The 25,678-nt window shown below is 70.9% G+C and carries 22 protein-coding genes and 1 tRNA gene; 6 read left to right on the plus strand and 17 right to left on the minus strand.

The annotated features are described in order from the left end of the window. Nucleotides 1-3: 3 nt before the first annotated feature. The 7 genes from ACYP53_RS17565 to ACYP53_RS17595 all read right to left on the minus strand — a co-directional run bounded on the left by ACYP53_RS17565 (nucleotide 4) and on the right by ACYP53_RS17595 (nucleotide 8,208). Nucleotides 4-972, minus strand: coding sequence for an AraC family transcriptional regulator (locus ACYP53_RS17565; protein ID WP_459647916.1), 969 nt, complete (start codon nucleotides 970-972; stop codon nucleotides 4-6). 52 nt (nucleotides 973-1,024) lie between these two features. Further along, the gene (locus tag ACYP53_RS17570; protein WP_459647917.1) at nucleotides 1,025-1,951 is read right to left on the minus strand and encodes an NADP-dependent oxidoreductase; all 927 of its coding nucleotides are present in this window, start codon (nucleotides 1,949-1,951) and stop codon (nucleotides 1,025-1,027) included. Between the two features lie 138 nt (nucleotides 1,952-2,089). Then, on the minus strand, nucleotides 2,090-2,644 hold the full coding sequence (locus tag ACYP53_RS17575; RefSeq protein ID WP_459647918.1) for a Uma2 family endonuclease: 555 nt from the start codon (nucleotides 2,642-2,644) through the stop codon (nucleotides 2,090-2,092). Between the two features lie 86 nt (nucleotides 2,645-2,730). Beyond that, a complete protein-coding gene (locus ACYP53_RS17580) occupies nucleotides 2,731-4,566 on the minus strand; it encodes a bifunctional metallophosphatase/5'-nucleotidase (RefSeq protein ID WP_459647919.1) in 1,836 nt (611 codons plus the stop codon). A gap of 294 nt (nucleotides 4,567-4,860) precedes the next feature. Next, nucleotides 4,861-5,463, minus strand: a complete 603-nt coding sequence (locus ACYP53_RS17585; protein ID WP_189914988.1) for a hypothetical protein — start codon at nucleotides 5,461-5,463, stop codon at nucleotides 4,861-4,863. Continuing rightward, nucleotides 5,450-7,105, minus strand: a complete 1,656-nt coding sequence (locus tag ACYP53_RS17590; RefSeq protein WP_229928465.1) for a substrate-binding domain-containing protein — start codon at nucleotides 7,103-7,105, stop codon at nucleotides 5,450-5,452. Before ACYP53_RS17590 ends, ACYP53_RS17585 begins: the two co-directional genes overlap by 14 nt. After that, nucleotides 7,102-8,208, minus strand: coding sequence for a substrate-binding domain-containing protein (locus tag ACYP53_RS17595; protein WP_459647920.1), 1,107 nt, complete (start codon nucleotides 8,206-8,208; stop codon nucleotides 7,102-7,104). The genes ACYP53_RS17590 and ACYP53_RS17595 overlap by 4 nt, the downstream gene beginning before the upstream one ends. Before the next feature lie 332 nt (nucleotides 8,209-8,540). On the opposite strand from ACYP53_RS17595, the gene pyk reads away from it, so the two are divergent. Continuing rightward, complete coding sequence (pyk, locus tag ACYP53_RS17600; RefSeq protein WP_189914986.1) at nucleotides 8,541-9,971, plus strand: pyruvate kinase; 1,431 nt, start codon at nucleotides 8,541-8,543, stop codon at nucleotides 9,969-9,971. Between the two features lie 42 nt (nucleotides 9,972-10,013). On the opposite strand, the gene ACYP53_RS17605 is transcribed toward pyk, so the two are convergent. Both ACYP53_RS17605 and ACYP53_RS17610 read right to left on the minus strand, forming a co-directional pair. Then, nucleotides 10,014-10,799 (minus strand): helix-turn-helix domain-containing protein, encoded by a 786-nt coding sequence (locus ACYP53_RS17605; RefSeq protein ID WP_459647921.1) that lies wholly within the window; start codon nucleotides 10,797-10,799, stop codon nucleotides 10,014-10,016. A 101-nt stretch (nucleotides 10,800-10,900) separates the two neighbouring features. Continuing rightward, nucleotides 10,901-10,986 (minus strand) — tRNA-Leu (locus ACYP53_RS17610). A 92-nt stretch (nucleotides 10,987-11,078) separates the two neighbouring features. On the opposite strand from ACYP53_RS17610, the gene ACYP53_RS17615 reads away from it, so the two are divergent. Further along, complete coding sequence (locus tag ACYP53_RS17615) at nucleotides 11,079-11,735, plus strand: ANTAR domain-containing response regulator (protein ID WP_189914985.1); 657 nt, start codon at nucleotides 11,079-11,081, stop codon at nucleotides 11,733-11,735. Between the two features lie 61 nt (nucleotides 11,736-11,796). On the opposite strand, the gene ACYP53_RS17620 is transcribed toward ACYP53_RS17615, so the two are convergent. From ACYP53_RS17620 to ACYP53_RS17645, 6 genes are all read right to left on the minus strand, one after another. After that, complete coding sequence (locus tag ACYP53_RS17620) at nucleotides 11,797-12,513, minus strand: ABC transporter ATP-binding protein (protein WP_459647922.1); 717 nt, start codon at nucleotides 12,511-12,513, stop codon at nucleotides 11,797-11,799. Beyond that, complete coding sequence (locus ACYP53_RS17625; protein ID WP_459647996.1) at nucleotides 12,510-13,403, minus strand: ABC transporter ATP-binding protein; 894 nt, start codon at nucleotides 13,401-13,403, stop codon at nucleotides 12,510-12,512. The genes ACYP53_RS17620 and ACYP53_RS17625 overlap by 4 nt, the downstream gene beginning before the upstream one ends. An 8-nt stretch (nucleotides 13,404-13,411) precedes the next feature. Further along, nucleotides 13,412-15,343: a branched-chain amino acid ABC transporter permease gene (locus tag ACYP53_RS17630; RefSeq protein ID WP_459647923.1), complete on the minus strand. Its 1,932-nt coding sequence runs from the start codon at nucleotides 15,341-15,343 to the stop codon at nucleotides 13,412-13,414. 5 nt (nucleotides 15,344-15,348) lie between these two features. Further along, complete coding sequence (locus ACYP53_RS17635) at nucleotides 15,349-16,278, minus strand: branched-chain amino acid ABC transporter permease (RefSeq protein WP_189914983.1); 930 nt, start codon at nucleotides 16,276-16,278, stop codon at nucleotides 15,349-15,351. Between the two features lie 156 nt (nucleotides 16,279-16,434). Then, nucleotides 16,435-17,670 carry a branched-chain amino acid ABC transporter substrate-binding protein gene (locus tag ACYP53_RS17640; protein WP_189914982.1) on the minus strand — a complete coding sequence of 412 codons (1,236 nt, stop codon included), beginning with the start codon at nucleotides 17,668-17,670 and terminating at the stop codon, nucleotides 16,435-16,437. Nucleotides 17,671-18,318: 648 nt separating this feature from the next. Further along, nucleotides 18,319-18,807 carry a PaaI family thioesterase gene (locus ACYP53_RS17645; protein ID WP_229928463.1) on the minus strand — a complete coding sequence of 163 codons (489 nt, stop codon included), beginning with the start codon at nucleotides 18,805-18,807 and terminating at the stop codon, nucleotides 18,319-18,321. Nucleotides 18,808-19,132: 325 nt separating this feature from the next. Here ACYP53_RS17645 and polA point away from each other — a divergent pair, with 325 nt between their 5' ends. Further along, entirely contained in the window at nucleotides 19,133-21,820 is a 2,688-nt protein-coding gene (gene polA, locus ACYP53_RS17650; protein ID WP_189915386.1) for a DNA polymerase I, read from the plus strand. A gap of 172 nt (nucleotides 21,821-21,992) precedes the next feature. Beyond that, entirely contained in the window at nucleotides 21,993-22,754 is a 762-nt protein-coding gene (locus ACYP53_RS17655; RefSeq protein WP_459647924.1) for a GNAT family N-acetyltransferase, read from the plus strand. Here the strand turns inward: ACYP53_RS17655 and ACYP53_RS17660 are convergent. Continuing rightward, nucleotides 22,712-22,873 carry a hypothetical protein gene (locus ACYP53_RS17660; protein WP_189914980.1) on the minus strand — a complete coding sequence of 54 codons (162 nt, stop codon included), beginning with the start codon at nucleotides 22,871-22,873 and terminating at the stop codon, nucleotides 22,712-22,714. The two genes, ACYP53_RS17655 and ACYP53_RS17660, sit on opposite strands and share 43 nt — an antisense overlap. A gap of 170 nt (nucleotides 22,874-23,043) precedes the next feature. Here ACYP53_RS17660 and ACYP53_RS17665 point away from each other — a divergent pair, with 170 nt between their 5' ends. Continuing rightward, entirely contained in the window at nucleotides 23,044-23,829 is a 786-nt protein-coding gene (locus ACYP53_RS17665) for a hypothetical protein (protein WP_189914978.1), read from the plus strand. Nucleotides 23,830-24,025: 196 nt separating this feature from the next. On the opposite strand, the gene ACYP53_RS17670 is transcribed toward ACYP53_RS17665, so the two are convergent. After that, a complete protein-coding gene (locus ACYP53_RS17670; RefSeq protein WP_459647925.1) occupies nucleotides 24,026-24,541 on the minus strand; it encodes a hypothetical protein in 516 nt (171 codons plus the stop codon). A gap of 207 nt (nucleotides 24,542-24,748) precedes the next feature. Here ACYP53_RS17670 and ACYP53_RS17675 point away from each other — a divergent pair, with 207 nt between their 5' ends. Then, nucleotides 24,749-25,597 carry an LLM class F420-dependent oxidoreductase gene (locus tag ACYP53_RS17675; protein ID WP_459647926.1) on the plus strand — a complete coding sequence of 283 codons (849 nt, stop codon included), beginning with the start codon at nucleotides 24,749-24,751 and terminating at the stop codon, nucleotides 25,595-25,597. The last annotated feature ends 81 nt before the right edge of the window (nucleotides 25,598-25,678 follow it).

Raw genomic sequence — 25,678 nt, forward strand, 5'->3', positions numbered from 1 at the left:
GGACTACGCGGCGCGGGCCTCCCGGCGGTAACCGCCGGGGGCCAGGCCGAACTCCCGCTTGAACGCCTTCGCGAAGGCGTACTCCGAGCCGTAGCCGGTCTGCGCCGCGACCGAGGTCAGCGGCGCCTCCGACTCGCGCAGCAGCCGGGCCGCCGTGGTCATCCGCCAACGGGTCAGGTACGCCATCGGCGGCTCGCCCACCATGGTGGTGAACCGGCGGGCGAAAGCGGCCCGGGACAGGCCCGCCCGGTCCGCCAGCGACTCCACCGTCCACGGGGTGGCCGGCGCCTCGTGGATCGCCTCCAGCGCCGGGGCGACCGCGGCGTCCCGCAGCGCCGCCGCCCAGCCGGCGGCGGACGCGGCGGGCTGGTCCTCGAACCAGGCCCGCAGGATGTACAGCAGCAGCGAGTCGATCAGGGCCGGCACGATCCCGGTCGAACCGATCCGCGGATTCTCCAGCTCACTGCCCAACAGCTGTACGGCGGCGGCCAGTTCGGGGTGACGGCCGTGCCGGGTCGGCAGGTGGATCAGGGCCGGCAGCTGGCGGACCATCGGATGCGGGCGGCCCTGGTCCAGGTGGTAGTTGCCGCACAGCAGGCTGGTACGGGCGCCGCCACCGCCCAGCGACACGGTGCCGATCGGCGGGGCGGAGTCCGCCTCGCAGTCCCGGGCGTCCACCGGCGGGGTGTCCGGGTGGTCGGCGAGGACGTGGCCGCCGCCGTCCCGCAGGAACACGACGTCGCCCGGGCTGAGGGCTATCGGCTCGTGCCGCCCGGTGCTCTCCCCGGTGCCGTTCCCGATGCCGTTCCCGATGCCCAGCGGGAGCAGCCAGCAGGTGCCGTACAGCACCACGTGGAAGCCGGCGCCGAGCACCGGGGGCAGGCGCAGGGCCCAGGGGGCGCGGCCCTCGGTGCGGACGGAGGACGGGTACGCCGTCCGCATCGAGCCCAGTGCCTCGGTCAGGATGTCCAACGCCCGTCCCCCTTCGGTGCCTTCCACGGTGGTTCGTCCCCGGCCGAGGTGCTCAGTCGACGGTGAGCACGACCTTGCCCTGGACGGTACCGGAGGCCACCAGCTCGTGCGCCCGGCCGACCTCGGCCAGCGGGAAGGCCTGAGCGACGTGCGGACGGATCCGGCCCTCGTCCACCAGGGCGGCGATCTCCTCCAGCGCGGCGTAGTCCGGCTCCACGGAGACGCCCGCGAAGCGGCGGCCGGCCGCCTCGATCGCGGCGGCGAGCTCACGGTCGTGGTGCTCCATGATGCTCACCAGGACGCCGCCCGGCTTCAGCACCTCCAGCGCCCGGGTGTTCTCGGAGGACGAGTCGAAGACGACGTCGACGTCCTTGACCGCCTGGGTGTAGTCGGTGGTGCGGTAGTCGACGACCTCGTCGGCGCCGAGCTCCTTGAGGAAGGCGTGCTTGGGCTCGCTCGCCAGCGCGATCACGTACGCGCCGCGGGCCTTGGCGATCTGCACGGCGAAGTGGCCGACACCGCCCGCCGCCCGGTGGACCAGCACCCGCTGCCCCTCGCCGACCTTCGCCAAGTCCACCAGGCCCTGCCAGGCGGTCAGCGCGGCCAGCGGCAGCGCGGCGGCCTCCACGTGGCCGACCGAGGCGGGCTTGCGGGCCAGCTGGCGCGACGGCGCGGCCACGTACTCGGCGTAGGCGTTCGCGGCCCGGGGGAAGAACGGCATCCCGTACACCTCCTCGCCCACCCGGTACCGGGCGCCGGGCGCGGCCTCCTCGACCACCCCGGAGAGGTCCCAGCCCACCGTGAACGGCGGCTCGCCCAGCAGCGGGAACAGCCCCGCCCGCACCGCCACGTCCACCGGGTTCACCCCGGCCGCCTTCACCCGCACCAGCACCTCGCCGCTCAGCAGCCGCGGACGCTCCACCTCGGCGACCTCCATGACCTCGGGCCCGCCGAACTCCCGCTGAACGATCGCACGCATCGCACTCACTCCCACTCCGGTCAACCCAGGCCCCCCGTGGGGCCGTTCTCGATGTGTTCAACGATAGGGAGGGCGGGCGAGCCGATGAATATCCTCAAGTCTCCGTCAGATGTCCGATCGTCTCGACGGGCGAGTGGGTCAGGCCGGGTAGCGGACGAGGCCGTCGGTGGCGAGTTCGAAGTCGAAGGGGGCCGGGATCGGCACCCGGTCGCCGAACTTGCCGGTCCACTGCCGGTGGTAGCCGGTGGCGGAGGGCTCGGAGTAGAGCGTGACGGCGCCGGTGCGCGGGTCGATCAGCAGGTACAGCGGGATGTCCATCAGCGGATAGTCGCGGACCTTGCCGACCAGGTCGTTCTCGGGGTTCGACGGGGAGACGATCTCCACCGCGATGGCCGCCTGCTCGGCGGGCACCTCGTTGCCGCCGGATTCGAGGACGGAGCAAGGGAAATACGTCAGGTCGGGGTTGCGTAGCCTGCTGATGCCCGGGGAGACGAGGTCGGTGTTCTCACTTGGCATCAGGTCGGACGGGCAGTGCGCGTCGAGTTGGTGGCGGACGAGCCAGAGGGTGTGTGCGTGGGCGGTGGACGGGCTTGCCGTGATGATGATCGCGCCACCGGAGGCTTCGACCTTCCAGCCTGGTGGTGGGACCAGCGTGCGTGCGTACGTGAGGACTCGGTGATCCGACTCGACCATGCGAGCATCCTCCCACCGCCCCGGACGCGGCGAGGCGCCGCCGGGCGGACGGGCCCGGCGGCGCCTCGGTGGGGCGGGAGCGGTGGTCAGAAGACCGGCTGGCCGGCGCGGACCAGGCGCCAGGAGTTGGTGAAGAAGTCGGCCGGGTCCAGGACGCCCTTGGCCTTCACCCAGGCGATCATGGTGTTGCGGATCTCGTCGGAGTTCGACCAGACCAGCTTCGCCTTGGCCACGTGCGGGAAGTTGCCGCCGCCGTTGGCGCGGTAGTTGTTGACGGCCAGGACGAACTGGGCGGCGGGGTCGATCGGCTTGCCCTGGAAGGACAGGTTGAGGATCCGCTGCCCCTTCGGCTGGGCGATGTCGATGTCGTAGCTCAGGCCGTAGAGCGAGTCGTAGTTGTAGTCCGGGGTGGCCTCGGCGCCGGTCAGGGCGTCCTTGTCGACCGGGGCGCCCGGGGCGAGCTGGTTGTAGTACTTGGCCGAGAACTCCAGGTAGTCCTTGAGCTGGGCGCCCGTCAGGATGCGGGCCTCCAGGGTGTTCTCGTAGATGTAGAGGCCCGCGGCGTCGCGCAGCTTGACCTGGCCGGCCGGGATCACGGCGGTGCGGTTGAACGGGGCGGCCTGGGCGAGCACCGGCAGGTCGGCGTACTGGCCGCCGGCCAGGGCGGCCTTGACGGCGTCGGCCTGGACCCGGCCGATCAGGTCGATGATCGGGGTGGCCTTGAAGCGGGCCTCGGCGATCGACAGCTCGATCTTGCTGGTGCCGATGTTCTGGTTGACGTACGCGACGACCTTCTTGTGCTGCTCGGTCAGCGCGTTGGTGATCTCCGGGTTCTCCGGCACGGTGTTGGAGTTCAGCACCCGCGAGGAGACCGAGGTGACCTTCCAGGCGCCGTCGGCGAACTCGACCTCGAAGTCGAAGCAGCTCAGGCGCTGGCCCCAGCAGAGCGGCTCGGAGAGCACGACCGTCTTGCCCGTCTTCTTGTTGACGATCAGGCGCTGCGGGACCTCCTTGTGGGTGTGGCCCACCAGCACCGCGTCGATGTCCGGGACGGTCTCCGCCATCTCGCCCGAGGCGTCCTCGGGCCAGGGCAGCTGGTCGCCGTAGGTGGTCGCCTCGTCGATGCCGGAGTGCGCCGAGACCACGATGACGTCCGCGCCCGCCGCCTTCATCCGCGGCACGTACTTGGCGGCGGTCTCCACGATGCCCGGGAAGACCATCTGGCCGCTGACGTTGGCCTTGTCCCAGATCGCGATGCCCGGGTTGGTGAGGCCCAGGATGCCGACCTTCAGCGGCTTGCCCTCGCCGAGGTGCAGCTCCTTGATCACGTACGGCGGGAAGGCCGGCTTCTCGTTCTTCGCGTGCAGCGCGTTGGCGCCCAGCAGCGGGAACTCCAGCTGGTCCTCGAAGGCCTTGACGGTCGGGATGCCGTAGTTGAACTCGTGGTTGCCGAGCGCGGCGGCGTCGTACTCCATGAGGTTCATGGCGACGGCCATCGGGTGGTCCGGCACGGTGTCGCCGTCGGTGGCGATCGGCTCGATCCGGGCGTAGTAGTAGGTCAGCTGGGTGCCCTGGATGATGTCACCGGAGTCGATCAGCAGGCAGCGGTTCCAGCCCTTCTCCTCGCGCACCTGGTTGGCCAGGGTGGAGATCTTGGCGAGACCGACCGCGTTGTGGGCCTTGTCGACGTACTCGGCGTCGGTGAAGTAGTCCCAGTTCAGCACCCGGCCGTGGAGGTCGGTGGTGCCCATGACGGTGAAGGCCTGCTTGCGCGGCTTGCGCTGCTGGCCCTTGGCGGCCGCCGTGTCCGGCTCGGCGGCCGCGGCGGAGGGGGCGGCGGCCACGGCGGAACCGCCGACGATGGCGGCACCGGCGGCGGTGGCGGCGGACCGGGTGACGAAGTCACGGCGGTTCAGGGGCATGGACGACTCTCCCGAGGAGGGCGACGGCAGCTGGACCGTCAACTTGTGTACGTGAGTGCGGGCGCGTCACCGCGTTGCCGCGTCACCGCGCCGCCGCATCACGGCGGTGCGGCGTCGCTGCGTCGACGCGCGTAGAGGGACGCGCGTAGAAGTGTGCCGTGCGGGCCCGGTCGCTGAATAGCCCCCGGACCTGTCCAAGAGGTGAGATCTTGGCGACTCGTTCATGACGGGAACGGGTGGGGCCGGGGGTGATATGGGCGCCCCGGCGGGCCTGACCTGGGAGGCGACCCCGGGTCAGGCCAGCTCGGCGGTCAGCAGGACCACCTCCCGGCCGAGCTCCGCCGCCGGGTCCGGAGCACCCGGACCCGCCCACGGCCGCCAGGTCAGCGCCCGCAGGTAGCCGGCCACCGCGAGCGGCAGCCGGTGCCGGACGATCCGCTCCGTCACCGGGCCCGGGCCGGCCGCGCGCAGCGCCGCCAGCAGGGCGTCCACCCCGGCCGAGGGCGGCAGGGACAGGTCGCCCAGGTAGGCGGCCAGCTCCTCCAGCTCGGGGTCGGACGGCGGCGGGGGTGCCGGGACCCCCGTGGCGGCCGACGCCGATCCGGACGGCGTGCCCGCTCCGGGGCCCGGCGTCGGCGGATCCGTCGTCAGCGGGCCCGGGTCCGGGGCCGGGTGCGGGATCGGCGCCGGGGGCTCCACGGGCGGGTCGGTCCTGCGGTCGGGCATCACCAGCGCGCCCACCCCGTACAGGGCGGCCACCACCCCCGGCCACAGGTTCCCGCCGAGCCCGATCTGGTGCAGCCCCGCCCCGACGGCGGCCCCCGCCAGGCCGGCCCAGTTCTTGTTCGACCCCAGGTACCGCCACGGCTGCCGGACCGGACCGTCACTGGTAGCCACGGATCTCCTCGAACGCCCCGTCCAGCGAGCCCGAGCCGTCGAACAGCTTGCCGCCGCTCACGTCCGCGATCCCCTGCAGCTGGTTCACCGCCGCCTCGCCGAACTTGATCGGGAACACCGGGATCGACTTCTCCCAGGCCGGCAGCCCGTCGTGGAAGCGCTTGAAGTCGGAGTCCGTGGGGCCGGAGTTGCTCTCCCCGTCCGTCATCAGCACGATCGAGGTGAACCGGTCGTCGTTCGCCGCCGCCTGCTGCCGCTCGATCACCCGGTACGCCTCCTCCAGCGAGCCGTACACCGCCGTCCCGCCCGAGGCCGCCAGCGACTGCACGTCCGTGTTGATCGCCGCCAGTTCGTCCTGCGGGCCGGGCTGGCTCCCGGTGGCGGGCACGACGTGCGTCTTGGACCACTTCACCGAGGACGCGAAGGACACCAGGGTGACCTCCTCGCGGTTGCGGAAGCGGCGCACCCCGCGGGTGTCGTCCGCCCCCGTCAGCCGGCCCAGCGCGGACTTCAGCGCCGCGATCCGGTTGCCCTCCATCGAGCCCGAGGTGTCCAGCACGTACACCGTCCGGGACGGGCGGCGCAGGTCGTTCTGGTAGGAGGCCAGCAGGCCGTCCGCGACCGCCCGGGTGCCCGGGAACGGCAGCTCCCGGCGGCGGTCCGTCGGCAGCCCGGCCGCCGGGGCCACGCCCACCGTCGCGGGGCGGCGCAGCGTCGTCTCGGAGATGCGCTTCTGCACCTCGTCCTTGAGCAGGTACGAGGTCAGCCGCTGGAAGGCGTCGCGCTGGTCCGGCGCGGCCGCGGACAGCAGCGACAGCGGGTAGTCCGCCGACACCACGCCGTCCACCGGGCGCACCACCGTCAGCTGCTGCTGCGGCGACAGCGTCCTGTTCATCGACAGCAGCACCGACTCGTAGTTCACCAGCGCGCCCACCAGGCCCGACTCGGCCCGGCTGTACGCCTGCGCCAGCCAGCCCGAGGAGCCGGAGGTCAGCTTCTGGCCGGTGAAGAACTGCTTCAGCTGCGGCGTCGCCTTCTGCACGTCCGCCTCGGCCAGCGCCCCGTCAGCCTTGGAGAACGCCGAGGCGACCGCCACCAGGGTGGAGAAGCCGGAGTTGGAACGCGACGGATCGGCCATCCCGTAGGTCAGCTTGCCGGCCGCGGCCGCGTCGCCGACCTGCGCCCAGGTGACCTTCGAACCGTCACCCCAGCCCAGGTCGCCGAGGACCGAGGAACGCACCCCGATCGCCACCGGCGAGACCATCACCGGGGTCTCGGACAGCACCTTCGACTTCCCGGCCGGGTCCAGCCGCAGGTACTGGTTGGACGGGAACCACACCGCGTCGTACTTGCCGTCGGCCCGGCCCGAGGACACCGCGTCCGCGCCGTCCAGGGTGCCCGTCCAGGAGAACTGCACGGTCACCCCGGTGGCCTTCCGGGCGTCCTCCAGGACCGGGGCCAGGTCCTGCAGTTCACTGCCCGCCAGGATGCGCAGCACCCCGGGCCGGGCGGTCTCGGCGGGCGGGTCGGAGGGCCGCGGGCCGGGCCCGTCGCCGCCGGAGGAGGTACAGGCGGTCACCGCGGCGAGCGCGGCCAGCAGGGCCGCGGCCAGCCGGCCCCGGGGGTTCGTACGGAGGTTCACTTGGGGCTCCCGCCCTTCGCCGCGGTGGTCAGCTTGGTGAGGTTCTCCAGCGAGGGCAGCGTGGCCTGCTTGAACCCGGACTTCCTCAGGTCGGGCGCGAACTGCGGCGACTTCCCGTTCAGCTGCTTCCAGAAGGCCTCCTGGTCGGCCTGCGGGCGGAAGCCGTAGTGGGCCTCCAGCTCGCGCAGCACCGGGTCGTTCTGCAGCGCGTCGGCCAGCTTGCGGCCGCCGTCCGTCCGGGCCACCAGGGTGTGGTCCGACTGGACCGTGGTGTCCGGGTACATCACCACCATGTCCCCGGTGTCCTTGCCCTGCAGCGGGAGCGCGGCGGCCTGCGACTCGTACGCGAAGACCAGCGTGCCGACGCCCGCGAAGAAGTCGCGGAACGGCTCGTCGCTGCTGATCTTCTGCATGCCCTGGTGGCCGTTCGCGGTGACCAGGACCTTCCGGACGGCGTCGACACCGGCGTCGTCCTGCACCACCTGGTTGCCGTTCGCGATGTAGGACAGCAGCGCCACGTACATCGCGCCCGAGGAGGAGGTGTCCGGGTCGGTGGTGGACACGAACACCGGGCCGGTCAGCTCCGGGTCCTTCTCGGCGCCCGCGAGGTCCTTCCACTTCCGGCCGGCCGTCAGCGCCTCCACGTACTTGTCCATCTTGAACGTCCAGACGCCCTTGGGGCCGTCGTCGTGCTCCGCCAGCTGGTTCTGCTTCAGGATGTCCGCCACCGGCTTGTGCGTCACGATCACCAGCGGGGAGTAGAACGGCACCAGCGGCGAGTCCTTCAGCCCCCAGTTCTGCTGGATCTCCCGGGCCGGCGCGGCACTCGCCGGGAAGGCGAAGTCCAGCCCCTGGGTGCTCTTCGCCTGCTCGCTCATCGTCCAGGAGCCGGTCGAGTCCGTCCGGACCTCCAGGCCCTTCTTCTTCAACTCGGCCTTGACGTTCGGGTCTTCGAAGAAGTTGCGTTTCTCCGAGCCGATCAGGCCGGTGACCGTGACCGTGGCCGGGCCGGACCCCCCGTCGCCCCCCTCGGGGATCAGCGCGTAGGCCACCCAGCCCAGCAGGGCCAGGATCAGCACCGCCCCCAGTGCGCCGCGTTTCATGCCGAACGCCTCCCCCTCGTACGCGACTTCTGCCGCGTCCTCTACGTCGTCCGGGTGGTCACCCGGAACCTCCGGGGTGTCACCCGGGGGTGACGAGCGTCCCGCCGGGCGGGGAGCGGCAACGGAAGCCACGATGAACGAAGGGTGAACACCCCTTCACGGAATCGCATCGACCGACCCGTTCGCCGGAGTGCCCGGAGAGGCCCCGGAGGCGGCGCTCGCACACCGGTCCGAGGATGTGTCAGATTGTTCAACTCGCCTTACGCCAAAGGTCATCCCGCAAGCCGGACCCGCCTCGTTGTTACGCGCCGGTAATGCCTAGTCTCAGCACTATGCGCCGAGCAAAAATCGTCTGCACCCTCGGGCCCGCCGCCGACTCGTACGACCAGATCAAATCCCTGGTCGACGCCGGAATGGACATCGCCCGATTCAACCTCAGCCACGGCACGCACGCCGAGCACGAGGAACGCTACCGCCGCGTCCGCAAGGCCGCCGACGAGACCGGCCGCAGCGTCGGCGTCCTCGTCGACCTTCAAGGCCCGAAGATCCGGCTCGACACCTTCGCCCACGGGCCGGTACTCCTCGAACGCGGCGACGAGTTCACCATCTCCACCGACAAAGGCGTCGTGGGGGACAAGGACGGCTGCGGAACCACCTACTCCGGACTCGCCGGCGACGTCAGCCGCGGCGAACGCATCCTGGTCGACGACGGCCGGGTCACCCTCGAAGTCGTCGCCGTCGACGGCCCCAGGGTGCGGTGCCTCGTCATCGAGGGAGGCCTGGTCTCCGACCACAAGGGCCTCAACCTCCCCGGCGTCGCCGTCTCCGTCCCCGCACTCAGCGACAAGGACGTCGCCGACCTGCGGTGGGGGCTGCGCACCGGGGCCGACCTGATCGCGCTCTCCTTCGTCCGGAGCGGGCGCGACATCGAGGACGTCCACCGGATCATGGCGGAGGAGGGGCGGTACGTCCCGGTCATCGCCAAGATCGAGAAGCCGCAGGCGGTGGAGGACCTCGAGTCCGTCGTGGACGCCTTCGACGGCATCATGGTGGCCCGCGGCGACCTGGGCGTGGAGATGCCCCTCGAACAGGTCCCGCTGGTCCAGAAGCGCGCCATCAAGCTGGCCCGGCGCAACGCCAAGCCGGTCATCGTGGCCACCCAGATGCTCGACTCGATGATCAACGCCTCCCGGCCGACCCGCGCCGAGGCCTCCGACGTCGCCAACGCCGTCCTCGACGGCACCGACGCGGTGATGCTCTCCGGGGAGACCTCGGTGGGCAAGTACCCCGTCGAGACGGTCAAGACCATGGCCCGGATCATCGAAGCCGCCGAGAACGACATCCTCGCCGCCGGCCTCCCCCCGCTGACCGCGGGCAGCAAGCCGCGCACCCAGGGCGGCGCCGTCGCCCGCGCGGCCGCCGAGATCGGCGACTTCCTGCACGCCAAGTACCTGATCGCCTTCACCCAGTCCGGCGACACCGCCCGCCGGCTGACCCGCTACCGCTCACCGATCCCGGTGCTCGCCTTCACCTACGAGCCCGCCGTGCGCAGCCAACTCGCCCTCACCTGGGGCGTGGAGACCTTCCTCGGCCCGTTCGCCCCGACCACCGACCAGATGGTCGAACAGGTCGACGCGGCCCTGCTCTCCCTCGGCCGCTGCCAGAAGGGCGACATCGTCGTCATCACCGCCGGCTCCCCACCCGGCCTCGCCGGCTCCACCAACCTCGTCCGCGTCCACCACGTGGGAACCCTGGACGCCTGAGCGGCCCATCGGCGGCGCGGCCCTGCGAGGGCCGCGCCGCCGTCAGTACTTGGGGCCGATGTGGGCGTCCATGAGGGCGACGGAGTCCTTGCGGGCGACGGAGATGTTGAAGCCGCCGTTGGACCGCGAGGCGTGCTTCCACTGGACGCCGACGGCGTCGAGGGTGGCGGTGAAGAGGCCGATGATGTCGGTCGAGGTGTTGGTGAAGAAGTACCGCGGGTACTCGTAGCGCTTCGTGACGCCGGCCACCGTGCGGGTCGTCCAGTTGGTGATCCGGCAGCCGTCGGAGTGGATCAGGCCACGCAGGAATTCCCAGGGGTGGGCGTCCACGATCTCCTGTTGCCAGGGCTCCAGGGCGATGGCGCGCTCGTGCTTCTTGCCGGGGCCGTGCTGGGGGAAGTAGCAGGTCAGGTGATTCGAGTACACCTTCACGTCATGGCAGCCGGTGCGTCGGACCCGACATGGTTTGTTGTTGGGGAGGACCTGACGCATGGCCTGCTCGACGGAATCCATGACGCCCGGCCACTTGTCGTCGCAGGTGATCTGCAGGCTCTGGGTTCTGCGGTACTCGTTGGGGAGGAGGATGTGGCCGTCGCCGAGGTAGAGGCCCAGGAGGTACGCGTACGCGGGGCGGTTCAACTGGTCGCCGTAGCAGTGCAGGCAGGCGGAGCGCTTGCGGCCGGGTAGCTTGTCGCGTTTGGCGAGATCCCGGTGTTTCCACCAGGAGACCGTGCCTGTCGGGACGCCGAGTCGACGGGCCACCTCGGCGTTGCGGACTCCTCGACGGAGGAGGCGAAGGGCTTGTTCGCGCACAGAAAGCGTGGTCATGCGTGCCAGCGTGGGACGCGTCAAGCCGGACGGTGGACGCTTTGGATGCGATCCACTAGATAAGGTGAATTCCCCAAGGCCTGGGAATATAAGGAAAATTCTGGTGCCGAGTGTGGGATTCGAACCCACACGCCCTTTCAGGCAATCGCTTTTGAGGCGATCGTGTCTGCCCTTCCACCAACCCGGCAAGTTCGCGCCCGTGAAGGATACCCTGTGGGCACTGTCCGGCGCAGCTAGGTACCCTCGTGCATGCAGTACCCCGCCGGAACTAGGAGCCCCGTGAGCACCGCCGACGAGCAGGCACAGCCGCTTGAGACCGATACGCCCCAGATCACCCGGATCGTGATCGCCGAGGACGAGGCGTTGATCCGCCTCGACCTCAAGGAGATGCTCGAGGAGGAGGGGTACACCGTCGTCGGCGAAGCGGGGGACGGGGCGACGGCGGTGAAGCTCGTGGAGGAGCTGAAGCCGGATCTGGCGATCTTCGACGTGAAGATGCCGGTGCTGGACGGGCTGTCGGCCGCGGAGCAGATCCACGAGAAGCACCTGGCTCCGGTGCTGATGCTGACGGCGTTCTCGCAGCGGGAGCTGGTGGACCGGGCGCGGGACGCGGGGGCGATGGCGTACATCGTCAAGCCGTTCTCGAAGGCGGACCTGGTGCCGGCGATCGAGATGGCGGTGTCGCGGCACACCGAGATGCGGGCGCTGGAGAAGGAGATCGGGGATCTCACCCAGCGGCTGGAGACCCGGAAGCTGGTGGACCGGGCGAAGGGCGTGCTGCAGACGAAGTTCGGGCTGACCGAGCCGGCCGCGTTCCGGTGGATCCAGAAGACCTCGATGGACCGGCGGATGACGATGGCGGCCGTGGCCGAGGCCGTCATCGAGGAGGGCGACGCCCAGGACCGCAAGAAGGCGGAAGAGGGCACGTCCGAGTAGTACGCGGACACGGCGAAGGGCCCGGCGGACAGTGTCCGCCGGGCCCTTCGTGCGTACGGGGTCAGTCCTCGCCGAGGTAGGCCTTGCGGACGGACTCGTCGTGGAGGAGGTCAGCGCCGGTCCCGGAGAGGACGATGCGGCCGGTCTCCATGACGTAGCCCTGGTCGGACAGCGACAGGGCCGCCTGGGCGTTCTGCTCGACCAGGAGGATGGTCGTGCCGGAGGCCTTGAGCTCGATGATGGTCGCCATGATCTTCTGCATCATCAGCGGGGAGAGGCCCATGGAGGGCTCGTCCAGCATGAGCAGCTTGGGCTGGGACATCAGGGCCCGGCCCATGGCGAGCATCTGCTGTTCGCCGCCGGAGAGGGTGCCGGCGGCCTGCTTGCGGCGTTCGCCGAGGATGGGGAAGAGGCCGTAGGCGCGTTCGACGTCGGCGGTGATTCCGGCGGTGTCGGTGCGCAGGAAGGCGCCGAGGAGGAGGTTCTCCTCGATGGTCATGCGGGGGAAGATGTGCCGGCCTTCGGGGGAGTGGGCGAGTCCGAGGGCGACGATCTTGTGGGCGGGGACGGTGCTGAGGTCCTGGCCGTCGAAGGTGATCCGGCCGGAGGTGGGCTTGAGGAGGCCGGACAGGGTGCGCAGGGTGGTGGTCTTGCCGGCGCCGTTGGTGCCGATGAGGGTGGTGACCTCGCCCTGGTTGACGGTGAAGCTGATGCCCTTGACGGCTTCGATCTTGCCGTAGGCGACGCGGAGGTCCTCGACCTCGAGGAGTGCGGTCACTGGTCGTTCTCCGTAACGGTCTCCGGTGCTGCCGGGGCGGCGTCCTCGGGAGGGGTGGTGTCCTCGGAAGGGGCGGTGTCCTCGGGAGAGGCGGCGTCCTCGGGAGGGGTGGTGCCTTCGAGCGGGGCGCCGAGGTAGGCGGTGATGACGCGTTCGTCGTTCTGGACGGTCTCGCGGTCGCCTTCGACGATCTTCTGGCCCTGGACGAGCACGGCGGTGCGGTCGCAGAGGTTGAAGATGAAGCGCATGTCGTGCTCGATGACGAGGATGGAGATGCCCTTGTCGCGGATGGCGAAGACGAGTTCCTCGGCGGCCCGGGTCTCCTGGGGGTTCATGCCGGCGGTGGGCTCGTCGAGGAGGAGCAGGCCGGGGTCGGAGGCGAGGGCGCGGGCGATCTCCAGTTTGCGCTGCTCGCCGTACGGGAGGTTGCGGGCGAGGTGTTCGGCCTTGTCGGCGAGGCCGGTGAACTCGAGGAGTTCCATGGCCTTGGCCCGGCTCTCGGCTTCGGCGCGGTGGTAGCCGGGGCCGCGGAGGATGGCGGAGAAGATGCCTTCCTTGGTGCGGGTGTGCCGGCCGACGAGGACGTTCTCCAGGACGGTCATGTTGGCGAAGAGCCGGATGTTCTGGAAGGTGCGGGCGATGCCGGCCTGGGTGACCAGGTGGGGCTTGGGCGGCAGCTGGACGTCGCGGTAGCGGACGGTGCCCTCGGTGGGGACGTACAGGCCGGTGAGGCAGTTGAAGAAGGTGGTCTTGCCGGCGCCGTTGGGGCCGATGAGGCCGATGATCTCGCCCTCGCCGACGGTGAGGGAGACGTCGTTGACGGCGGTGAGGCCGCCGAAGCGCATGGTGACGCCGGTGACTTCGAGCAGGGGTGCGGCGGTGGTGGTCATCGGGTCGGTCACGCCCCTGCCTTGGTGAGTGCGGTCGGCTCGCCGGTGGGCTGCGCCGGGATGGCGGCCTCGTGGAACTCCAGCTGCTGCCGCCGGTTGGGGATGAGGCCCTCGGGGCGGACGCGCATCAGGACGATGAGGGCGGCGCCGAAGGCGAGGAGCTGGTAGTCGGCGAGGAACTCGAGCTTCTTCGGGATGAGGAAGAGGAGGGTGGCGCCGGCCAGCGGGCCGCTGATGGTGCCCATGCCGCCGAGGATGACGGCGGCGAGCAGGAAGGCGGAGTTGGGCGGGAGGGCCTCGGCGAAGGTGTACTGGTCGGGGGTGACGGTGTAGCTGACGTGGGCCTGGACGGTGCCGGCGAGGCCGGCGAGGCAGGCGCCGAGGGCGAAGGCGAGGAGCTTGAGGCGGAAGCCGTTGATGCCCATGGCCTCGGCGGCGGTCTCGTCCTCGCGGATGGCGACCCAGGCGCGGCCGATGCGGGAGTTGCCGACGCGGGCGAAGATGAGCACGACCACGGCGGTGACCAGGAGCATCAGCAGGTAGTAGTTGGAGAAGCGGCCGAGTTCGATGCCGGCCACGGTGTGGGGCTTGCCGAGGTCGAAGCCGAAGATCTCCAGGTCGGGGATCCGGGGGATGCCGTTGGAGCCGTTGGTGACCTTGGGGCCGGTGGTGCCGTTGAGGTTGAGCATGGTGATGCGGAAGATCTCGCCGAAGCCCAGGGTGACGATGGCGAGGTAGTCGCCGCGCAGTCGCAGGGTCGGGGCGCCGATGATGACGCCGAAGATCATGGAGACGGCGGCGCCGGTGAGCATCGCGGCCCAGAACGGGAACTGGACGTGGATGGGCGAGGCGGGGGAGCCGGAGACCAGGGCGGCGGAGTAGGCGCCGACGCCGAGGAAGGCGACGTAGCCGAGGTCGAGCAGGCCGGCCAGGCCGACGACGATGTTGAGGCCGAGCGCGACGGTGGCGAAGATCAGGATGTTGGTGGCGACCGAGGTGTACTGGTCGCTGCTCTGGGTGAAGGGGAAGCTCGCGGCGGCGGCGAAGGCCGCGCCGGTGGTGACCGGGCGGTGCTTGACGGTCAGCGCGCGCAGCCGGGCGATCAGGCCGGACTTGGTGAGGGCGGCCAGCGTGGGGCCGGCGAACAGCAGGCAGCCGATGAAGAGTTCGCCGTACTCGGTGTCGATGCCGAAGGTGATCGCGAAGAGGCCGAGCCCGAAGGCGACGATGATCACCAGGACCTCGACCCAGGACGGCAGCGCGCGCGGGGCCTCGAGCGGGCGCTCGATCTTGCCCAGGCGCAGCCAGGTGTTGGCGAGGTGGCCGAGCTGGACGAGGAGGACGGCGCCGGTGGCGATGGCCACGCCGCCGGCGAGGGCGGTCAGCACGGGGGCGACCGGCTTGTCCTCGGGGATGGCGTGGGTGCCGAACCAGACCAGGGGGGCGGCCGGGACGAGCAGGAAGAGCCGCTTGTCGACGATCCGCAGCGGGACGGCGGTGCGCCGGTCGAGCGGGAGGCCGAGGGCGCCGAGGACGGTGATCAGCCCGCCGGCGGCGAGGACCCAGCCGCCGGGTTCGAGGTTGACGAGGCCGTCGAGTTCGACGGCGATCGAGGCGACGGAGTAGACGCTGACGGCGAGGGTGCCGGTGGCGGCGTACAGGACGGCGTTGTTGCTGCCGGCGGGGGTGGCCCAGCGCAGTCCGGGGACGCCCTGGGAGCCGAGCAGCACGACCAGGGTGAGGAGGCCGGCGGCGAGGGCGAGCCACTGGAGGCCGGCCGGGGAGCCGTAGAAGGTGAGGTCGCCGGGGAAGTCGGAGGTCCAGGTCCAGGCCATGGCGGCGGAGGCGGCGGTGGCGAGCGCGCCGAGGCCGGTGAGGGCCGCGGCGGCGCGGGCCGGCAGGGGGATGACCGGGGTGGTCTCGGTGGTCGTGGTGGTCATGGTGGTCACGCCCTGTCCGCGACGCGCTCGCCGAGCAGGCCCTGGGGCCGGACGAGGAGCACGAGGATGAGGAGAACGAAGGCCCAGACGTCCTTCCAGGCGCCGCCTCCGAAGAGGTGCATGCCGGGCAGGTGCTGGATGTACCCGGTGGCGAGGGCCTCGGCGAGGCCGAGGGCGAGGCCGCCGAGCATGGCGCCGTAGATGTTGCCGATGCCGCCGAGGACGGCGGCGGTGAAGGCCTTGAGGCCGAGGATGAAGCCCATCCGGAAGTCGACCTGGCCGCTGCGCAGGCCGTAGGCGACGGCGGCGACGGCGGCGAACGCGGCACCGATGGCGAAGGCCATGACGATGATGCGGTCGGTGTCGATGCCCATCAGCTTGGCGGTGTCCGGGTCCTGGCTGGTGGCCTGCATGGCGCGGCCGGAGCGGGTGCGGGTGACGAACCAGCCGAGGGCGAGCATGCAGAGCGGGGCGGCGATGATCAGGAAGAGGTCGCTGCGCTGGATGGTGACGGAGCCGAGGCTGAAGGGGTCGCCGGGGATCTTGGGGAAGACCCGGGCCTTCTTGGCGTCGGGGTAGAAGGAGAAGACCAGCTGCTGCAGGAAGATGGACAGCCCGATCGCGGTGATCAGCGGGGCGAGCCGGGGCGCGTTGCGCAGGGGGCGGTAGGCGAACCGCTCGGCGGCGACGGCGGTGAGGGTGGAGACCAGGACGCCGGCGATCAGCATCAGCGGTAGGGCCAGCCAGAGGGTGGTGCCGCCGGGGAGGGCGAGGTAGGCGGTCAGGGCGCCGAAGCCGCCGACCATGACGATCTCGCCGTGGGCGAAGTTGATGAGCTGGACGATGCCGTAGACCATCGTGTAGCCGATCGCGACGAGCCCGTAGAGGGCTCCGAGGATCAGGCCGTTGGCCAGCTGCTGCGGTAGGTCGTGCACCGCTGGGCCTCCGTAGTGCGTTCGGGGGTGTCCGCGTGGGTGGTGGATGTGGGGGCGCGCGGGGGCACTCGTGGCGCCCCCGCGCGCTGGGTGGTGAAGTGGAGCCGGTTTTCCGGGTGGTGACGTGCTGCCGCCCGGCTTGGTGGTGACGCCGGGTCAGCCGCTGAAGGTGCCGGTCTTCTCCACGTCCCACTTGCCGTCCTTGACGGCGTAGACGGTGAGCTGCTTGTTGGTGGTGTCGCCGAACTCGTCGAACGAGACCTTGCCGGTCACGCCGTCGAAGGAGACCTTCTGGACGGCGTCGACGACGGCGGCGCGGGGGTTGGCCGGGAGCTTGCCGTTGTTGGCGGCGACGACGGCCTTGACGGCCTGGACGATGGCCCAGCCGCTGTCGTAGGAGTAGCCGCCGTAGGTCTCGTAGGCGTCCTTGTAGCCCGCGGCCTTGTAGTCGGCGATGAACTTCGCGGCGGTCGGGAGCTGCTCGACGGCGCCGCCGACGGCGGTGGCGAGGTCGCCGGCGCTCTTCGGGTTGAGCTTGATGAAGTCCTTGCTCTGCATGCCGTCGCCGCCCATCAGCGGGATGTTGACGCCGGCGTCCTTGAGCTGGAGGGAGAGCGGGCCGGCCGCGGGGTACTCGCCGCCGTAGTAGACGGCCTCGGCGCCGGAGGCCCGGACCTTGGTGACGATGGCGGCGAAGTCGCGGTCGTCCGGGTTGACGTGCTCCTCGCCGACGATGGTGCCGCCCTGCTTGGTGTACTCGGCCTTGAAGGTGGCGGCCAGGCCGGCGCCGTAGGTCTTCTGGTCGTCGATGAGGAAGACCTTGGACTTCTTGGCGTCCTTGGCGAGGTACTGGGCGGCGAAGGGGCCCTGGACGGCGTCGGTGGTGGCGGTGCGGAAGTACGTCTTGAAGGGGCGCGTCTTCTCGCCGCTGGCCCACTTCTCGCCCTGGCTGAGGGCGACGCCGGTGTTGGCGGGGGAGATCTCGACCAGGTTGGCGTCGGCGAAGATCTGCTGCATCGACTGGGCGACGCTGGAGTTCAGCGGGCCGACGACGCCGATGACGCTGGTGTCGCCGACCAGCTGGGTGGCGTTCTGCTGGCCGGGGCCGGGCTTGCCGGTGTCGTCCAGGGCCTTGATCTGGAACTTGACGCCGGGGACCTCGTTGGCCTCGTTGGCCTTCTTCACCGCGAGCTCGACGGAGTTGCGGATGCCGAGGCCGATGGCGGAGAGGTCGCCGGTGAGCGGGGCGTCGATGCCGATGGTGACGGTGGTGGCGGAGCCGCCGCCGCTGCCTCCGTCACCGGACTTCTTGTCATCGCGGGAGCCGCAGGCGCTGAGGCTGAGGGCGGCGATCACGGCAATGCTCACGACAACTGCTGAACGGTGACGCACGAGGGTCCCCTTCGGTTCAGAATGCGCCCGCGCCGGAGTGGCGGGAGCCGGGGTGCGCGGAGGGCCAGGCCCAATCGGATGGCGCGGTGACTGGCCGTGACTCTAGGCGCCGTTGGGCGGCTCGGGCAGTGCTGCGAGCAGGCTGTGATTCTCTTGTTATGAGCACACGGAGCAGTTGTCTCAGCATGTGGTCGTTTTGGCTCGATCGATCCGGCGATCGTGGGCGTTTAGGCGCTGATGGGGCGATGTAAGGCCCAGAAATAGGGGTTGCAGCTGGCATCACCGATAACCGGACGGTCGCGTTCGATTCCCGCGTTTCGGCCGCGCGAGTCCGGAATCCGGACCTTGAGCGTGTGGCGGCGCGGTTTCGGCGGTGGCGGGAGGTCCTGGAACCGAAGCGCGCCCGGATTTCCTGCCTGTTACACAGCGTTACGCGCATGGAAAACATCGGCGCGCGCGGGAGACGCGAACCGCCCCCTCGTCCAGACCAACGCCTGCCCAGAGTGGCAGATGGTCAAACAAGGGGGCGGTAAAGGGACTTGATGTCGTCTTGACTGAACTTGCGCCGACCGTGCGGACGTCGAAGGCGTTGAAGACGTTGACGACGTCGTGGAGGTCGGGGGTGTGGCGGGTGCGGCGCGGTGGCCGTCAGAGGTCGCGCAGCATGCAGGTCAGCCGGCAGCTGGTGACCCGCTTGCCGGTGTCGTCGGTGATCGCGATCTCGTAGGTGGCGGCGGTGCGGCCCTTGAACACGGCCGTCGCCACCCCGGTGACCAGGCCGGAGGTCGCCGAGCGGTGGTGGGTCGCGTTGAGGTCCACACCGACCGCGTACCGGCCGGGGCCGGCGTGCAGCATCGCCCCGATCGAGCCCAGCGTCTCGGCCAGCGCCGCCGACGCGCCGCCGTGCAGCAGCCCGTACGGCTGCTGGTTGCCCTCCACCGGCATGGTGCCGACCACGCGGTCGCCGGAGGCCTCAACGATCCGGATGCCGAGCTTCTCGCCGAGGTGGCCGCCGGAGAAGGTCTCCGGGCTGACGCCGAGCTTGGCGAAGTGGTCCAGCACCTCCTGCGGGACGTTCAGGACGGGGGTGCTGTCGGGGACGGTGTCGGGGGCGGTGTCGGGGGCCGCATCGGTCATCGGGGAACTCCTGCCGCTGGGGGATCACGGGTGCTGCTGCCTGTGATCGTACGACCGTCCTACTCGGCGGTACCCCGTGCGGGCGGGGGCTGGCGTGGCGGGGCCGGGTGGGTGCCGACGGGTCCGCCGGCCGGCCGCCGGTACGGCCCCGACCCCGTCGCCGGTGCGGCCCCGACCCCGCAGGTGCCGTGCCCCTTTTGTCGGTGCCGGGCCATAGGATCGGTGGCCGGTAGTGGAATCGGCAGGAACGGACGTTGACGTGGCTACGCAGAGTACGGACAAGGGCGCGACGGGTGGCGGCGGAGCCGGTCCGCGGCCCCGGCTGATGCTGCTCGACGGGCACTCGATGGCCTACCGGGCCTTCTACGCCCTGCCGGTGGAGAACTTCAACACCGCCACCGGGCAGCCCACCAACGCGGTCTACGGCTTCGCGTCGATGCTCGCCAACACCGTCCGCGACGAGCGGCCCACCCACCTCGCCGTCGCCTTCGACCTCTCCCGGCAGACCTTCCGCTCCGTCGAGTTCCCCGACTACAAGGCCAACCGCGCCAAGACGCCGGACGAGTTCAGGAGCCAGGTCGGCCTGATCGGCGAGCTGCTCGACGCCATGAACATCCCCCGGCTGACGGCCGAGGGCTTCGAGGCCGACGACATCATCGCCACCCTCGCCACCGCCGCCGAGGCGGCCGGCTACGACGTCGACATCGTCACCGGCGACCGCGACTCGCTCCAGCTGGTCACCGACCACGTCACCGTCCTCTACCCCACCAAGGGCGTCTCCGAGCTCACCCGCTTCACCCCGGAGAAGGTCACCGAGAAGTACGGCGTCACCCCGCGCCAGTACCCGGACCTCGCCGCGCTGCGCGGCGACCCGTCCGACAACCTGCCCGGCATCCCCGGCGTCGGCGAGAAGACCGCCGCCAAGTGGGTCAACCAGTTCGGCTCCTTCGACGAACTCGTCTCCCGCGCCGACGAGGTGAAGGGCAAGATCGGCGAGAAGCTGCGCGACAACCTCGACTCGGTCAAGCGCAACCGCGTCCTCACCGAGCTGGTCCGCGACGTCGAACTCCCGCTCGGCGTCGCCGACCTGGCGCGCACCGCGTTCGACAAGTCCGCCGTCGGCACCCTGATGGAGTCGCTGGAGTTCCGCAACGCCAACTTCCGCGACCGCGTCTTCGGCATCGACCCGGCCGCCGGCGAGGCCGCCGAGGAGGCCGAGCTCGCCCCCGGCGTCGAGGTCGACGGCGAACTGCTCACCGACCCGGGCACCCTGGCCGCCTGGCTGCGCGAGCACGCCTCGGACGGCAAGAACGCGGTCGCCCTCGCCGCCGTCTACCAGTGGGCGCTCGGCACCGGCGAGGTCACCGAAGTGGCCCTCGCCGCGGGCGAGTCGGCCGCCTGGTTCGACCCGACGCTGCTCGCCGAGGAGGACGAGCGGGCCTTCGCCGACTGGCTCGCCGACCCGGCCGCCCCCAAGGCCCTGCACATCGCCAAGCAGGTCATGCGCGCCTTCGCCGAGCGCGGCTGGACCATCGCCGGGGTCGTCGCCGACACCGCGCTCGCCGCCTACCTGGAGAAGCCCGGCCGCCGCACCTTCACCCTGGAGGTGCTCGCCGAGGAGTACCTGGCCCGCTCCCTCACCCCGGCCCCCGCCGCCGAGAGCGGCCAGCTCACCTTCGACGCGCCGGAGGAGGACGAGACGGCCGCCGCGCAGTCGCTGATGCTCCAGGCCCGCGCCGTGCTCGACCTCGCCGCGCTCTTCGACACCCGCCTCGCCGAGGTCGGCGCCGCCGGGCTGCTGCACGACATGGAACTGCCCATCGCCGCCCTGCTGGCCCGGATGGAGCGCTACGGCATCGCCGCCGACCGCGAGTGGCTCACCGGCCTGGAGGCCCAGTTCGCCGCCGAGATCCAGCGCGTGGTGGAGGAGGCGCACGCCGCCGCCGGGCACGAGTTCAACCTCGGCTCGCCCAAGCAGCTCCAGGAGATCCTCTTCGGCGAACTCGCGCTGCCCAAGACCAAGAAGATCAAGACCGGCTACACCACCGACGCCGACGCCCTCACCTGGCTGGCCACCCAGACCGACAACGAGCTGCCGGTCATCCTGCTGCGCCACCGCGACCAAGCCAAGCTGCGCACCACCGTCGAGGGCCTGCTCAAGACCGTCTCGCCCAAGGGCCGGATCCACACCACCTTCAACCAGATGGTCGCCGCCACCGGCCGGCTCTCCTCGCAGGACCCGAACCTGCAGAACATCCCGGTCCGCACCGAGGAGGGCCGCGCCATCCGCCGCGCCTTCGTCGTCGGCGAGGGCTACGAGTCGCTGCTCACCGCCGACTACTCCCAGATCGAGCTGCGGATCATGGCGCACCTCTCCGAGGACGAGGCGCTGATCGAGGCCTTCGCCACCGGCGAGGACCTGCACACCACCGTCGCCTCCCAGGTCTTCGAGGTCCCCGGCGACGCGGTCGACGCCGAGATGCGGCGCAAGATCAAGGCGATGTCCTACGGCCTGGCGTACGGCCTGTCCGCGTACGGGCTCTCGCAGCAGCTCGGCATCAAGCCGGCCGAGGCCCAGGGCCTGATGGACACCTACTTCGAGCGCTTCGGCGGCGTGCGCGACTACCTGCGCCGGGTCGTCGACGAGGCCCGTGCCACCGGGTACACCGAGACCCTGCTCGGCCGCCGCCGCTACCTGCCGGACCTCAACAGCGACAACCGCCAGCGCCGCGAGATGGCCGAGCGGATGGCCCTCAACGCCCCGATCCAGGGCTCGGCCGCCGACATCGTCAAGATCGCCATGCTCCGGGTGGACGAGGCCCTGCGGGCGGCCGGGCTCACCTCCCGGATGCTGCTCCAGGTCCACGACGAAATCGTCCTGGAGCTGGCCCCCGGCGAGCGCGAGCAGGTCGAGGCGATCGTCCGCGAGCAGATGGCGGGCGCCTACCCGCTGCGCGCCCCGCTGGACGTCTCCGTCGGCCTCGGCGCCAACTGGGAGGCCGCCGCGCACTGACGGCGGCGTGCGGTACCCGGCGGGCCCGGACGCGTGGAGCGTCCGGGCCCGCCGTCACGTCGGCCCGACGGTGGTGCAGTGGGCGTGTGCGGGCCCGGGGTGGCCGGTGGCCCAGCCGGCCCGTGCGGAATTGGCCCGTGCGATGGGTCAATTCCGTACTACCGTAGGCACAATGACAACAGGAGCCACTTCGACCGACCAGCCCGTCTCCCTGGCCGAGGCGCCGACGCGCCAGGCCCGCAACTCCGCCGCCTTCTGGACCGCGACCGGCCGGAGCCGGGGGCACGAGGTGATCCGGCGCCGCGGATACGTCGCGGTCGACGGCGACGAGCGGGCAGGACTGCGGGTCCTGATCCAGGAGCCCGACCTCGACCCCGGCGAACTGGCCGAGGTGAGCGAGCTGGTCCGCGGGGCCGCGGGGACGGCGTACGTCGAGGACCCGTTCAGCTCGGCCGACCTGAACCACCTGGGCCTGCGCAACTGGCAGATGCCGATCATGCTCCGCCTGCCCGGGCCCGTCGCCGAACCGGCGCTGGACGTGATCCGGGTCCGGGAGCCCGAGGACCTCCGGACCGCCGAGCGGGTCGTGATCGAGGGCTTCGAGCTGGACGGGTTCGAGCCCTACCGCGCCGGCGAGCTCTTCCCGGCGGCACTGATCGAACAGCCGGGCGTGGACGTCTTCATCGCCTCGATCGACGGTGAGACCGCGGGAGCCTGCGTCAGCGTGCTGGACGACGGCGTCGGCAGCCACTACTGGGTCGCCACGTCCTCGGCGTTCCGGTCGCGCGGCGTGGGCCGGGCCGTCATGCTCGGCGCCCTCGCCCACCTGGCGGACCTGCCGGCCACGCTCACCGCCTCGAAGCTGGGCAGGCCGCTGTACGAGTCGCTGGGCTACACCGTCGCCACGCCCTCGACCTGGTGGGCGTCCTCCTGAACGACGGCCTCGCGCCCCGTGCCGCGCAGGAAGTCGGTGGGGCCGACTTCCTGCGCGCGGACGGACGGGCGGTAGGGCCGCGCCGGCGACTCGTGGTCACCGTAACTGCGCTCCGTCATCGGGATGTTGAGCCTTCAAAGGCATCGCGGTGGCGGCCGATCCGGCTGGTGACACCCGACGGTGCGTGCGCGTAGCGTGGAGGGAGCCGGTCGGCACGGGACCGACCCGACGGTGACCGTGCGTCCACATCTGACGACGCGGCCCCGGTCCCTGCGACTGAGGAGGAAGCATGTCCAGGGAACTGCTCTTCTACCGGACCGACGACGGCCTGATAGCGACGGGAAGACTCGGTACCGACGGCATCTTCGCCGGACTGGCCGACGGAAAGCTCGCCCCGAACTGGTCGATCATCGTGCCGGTCGGGCGGGAGCTGTTGTTCTACCGGGCCGGTGACGGGGTGATCTCGACCGGCCGGATCGACACGAACGGGATCTTCGCGGAGCTGGCCGAGGGGCAGCTGGCGGCCGGGTGGACCCACATCGTGCCGGTGGGACGGGAGTTGCTGTTCTACCGGGCCGGTGACGGGGTGATCTCGACCGGCCGGATCGACACGAACGGGATCTTCGCCGAGCTGGCCGAGGGGCAGCTGGCGGCCGGGTGGACCCACATCGTGCCGGTGGACCGCGAGCTGCTGTTCTACCGCGCCGGCGACGGCGGAATCGCCACCGGCAACCTCGACACCAACGGGATCTTCACCGACCTGGCCGGGGGCGGTCTGGCGCCGAACTGGTCGCTGATCGTGCCGGTGGGGCGGGAGTTGCTGTTCTACCGGGCGGGTGACGGAGTGATCTCCACTGGCCGAATCGACACCGAAGGCCTCTTCACCGAGCTGGCCGAGGGCGGTCTGGCGCCGAACTGGTCGATCATCGTCCCCGTGGGGCGGGAGCTGTTGTTCTACCGGGCCGGTGACGGCGTGATCTCCACCGGCCGGATCGACACCGAAGGGATCTTCGCCGAACTCGCCGAGGGCCAGCTGGAACCGGACTGGACCCGCATCATCGCCCTGACCGCCTGAGTACTGGCGTCACTTCCGGGCGTTGACCCGGCGGGTGGGTTCGGCCGTGGCCCGAGGACTTCGGGCCACGGCCGACAGGCGGTGGGGCAGCCGGTCGCGTCGAGCAGCGCCAGGGCGTTGGCCTCGACCCGCTCGACCCGTGGCGCGCACGGGCCCGTCGGTCCTCGGGCGGGCCCCTTCCGTGCCGCCGCCCGGGTCAGAACGCGGACGGGGAGGCGAGGGCGAGGTCGGTGACGGCGGTCCAGTGCTCGTCCGGGGCGGTGACGATCACGTAGCCCTGCTGGGAGGGCAGCCGGGGCAGCAGGGCGCTGCGGCAGCCGTGGCTGTGGTGGATCTCGACGGGGGTGGGGGTGCCGTCGAGGCGGAGTTCGCCGGTGGAGGTGACGGTGTCGAGCGGCCCGAGCATCGTGCGGGGGTCGATGCGGCCCGAGTTGGCGAGGAAGTTGCCGAGTTGGGACTCCGGGGTGGTGACGGAGCCGATCCGGTGGACCGGTGGGAGGGGGCGCGAGGTCTGGACGATGGCGATGAACTCGCGGCCCAGGTGGTAGTCGAGGTCGAGGTGGCAGAGGTAGTCGTTGGTCGACTGTCGGCCGAGGAGGACGAACCACCCGGGCGGCGCGTCGCGGAGTACGGCGATCCGCTCGCCCCACTCCTCGGCGGTCTCGCGGTCGGTGGGGATGCGGAGCTCGCGCGGGCGGTCGTCGCGGTACACAGTGCTCTCCCAACAAGCCGGTGGGGAAGGAAGGTTGGAGCAAGTATCGCGTGCCGCTCGGGAATGGGCGGTCGGCACGGCCGGTTGGCCGTGCCGACGGACTCGGCGTGTTCGAGGCCGTTCGGCGGCGACCCGGCCGTGCGTACCTCGTGTGCGGTCCGGGGCCGCGGTGCAGTTGTCGGGCGGGAATCGACGGAGGCAGGTCTCGTGGAACTGGGTGTGTACGGTCTGAGTGCCAAGGCGACGGTGGGGCCGGCGGAGACGGCACGGCTGGCCCGCCGGGCCGAGGAGTTGGGTTACCGCTCCTGGTGGGTGGGGGACCACGTGGTGCTGCCCAGCCCCCGGGTACCCGACTCGCCGATGGCGCCCACCGACCCGATTCTCGACCCCCTGGTGCACCTGTCCTACGTCGCCGCGCTGACCGAGCGGTTGGAGCTGGGCACCGGGATCCTCATCCTGCCGCAACGCAATCCGGTGGTGCTGGCCAAGCAGGTCGCCAGTCTCGACGTGCTGTCCGGTGGCCGGGTCCTCCTCGGTGTCGCACCCGGCTACCTCGAACCGGAGATGGCCGCGGTGGGCGTCCGGCTCGCCGAGCGCGGCGGCCGGACCGACGAGTACCTGGACGCGATGCGGCAGCTGTGGACCGAATCGGACCCGAAGTTCCACGGCCGGTACGCGAACTTCGAACACGTGGACGCGCATCCGCGCCCGGTGCGGCCCGACGGTCCGCGGATCGTGATCGGCGGGCACAGCCCGGCCGCGTACCGGCGGGCGGTCGCCAAGGGGCACGGCTGGATCGGCAACGGCAGCTCCCCGGAGGACCTGGCCACCCACCTCGAAGGGCTGCGCAAGGCGGCGACCGAGGTGTGCCGACCGGCGCGGCTGGGCCGGTTGGAGATCAACTTCATGCAGATCGATCCGGTCGAGGTGGACGCGGACAGCGCGCTGCGTTACGCGGAACTCGGCGTGGACCGGCTGCTGGTCTACCCGCTGCCGCTGGAGGACCCGGTCGCAGTGGGCACGTTCCTGGAGAGGCATGCCGATCTCCCCCGTTGACCGGGGAGGCGTTCCGCGTGGCGATGCCCACGCGTGGGAAGTCGGTGGGGTCGACTCCCAGTGCGCGATCAGAGATTGGCC

Source organism: Kitasatospora sp. Ki12, assembly GCF_054601375.1.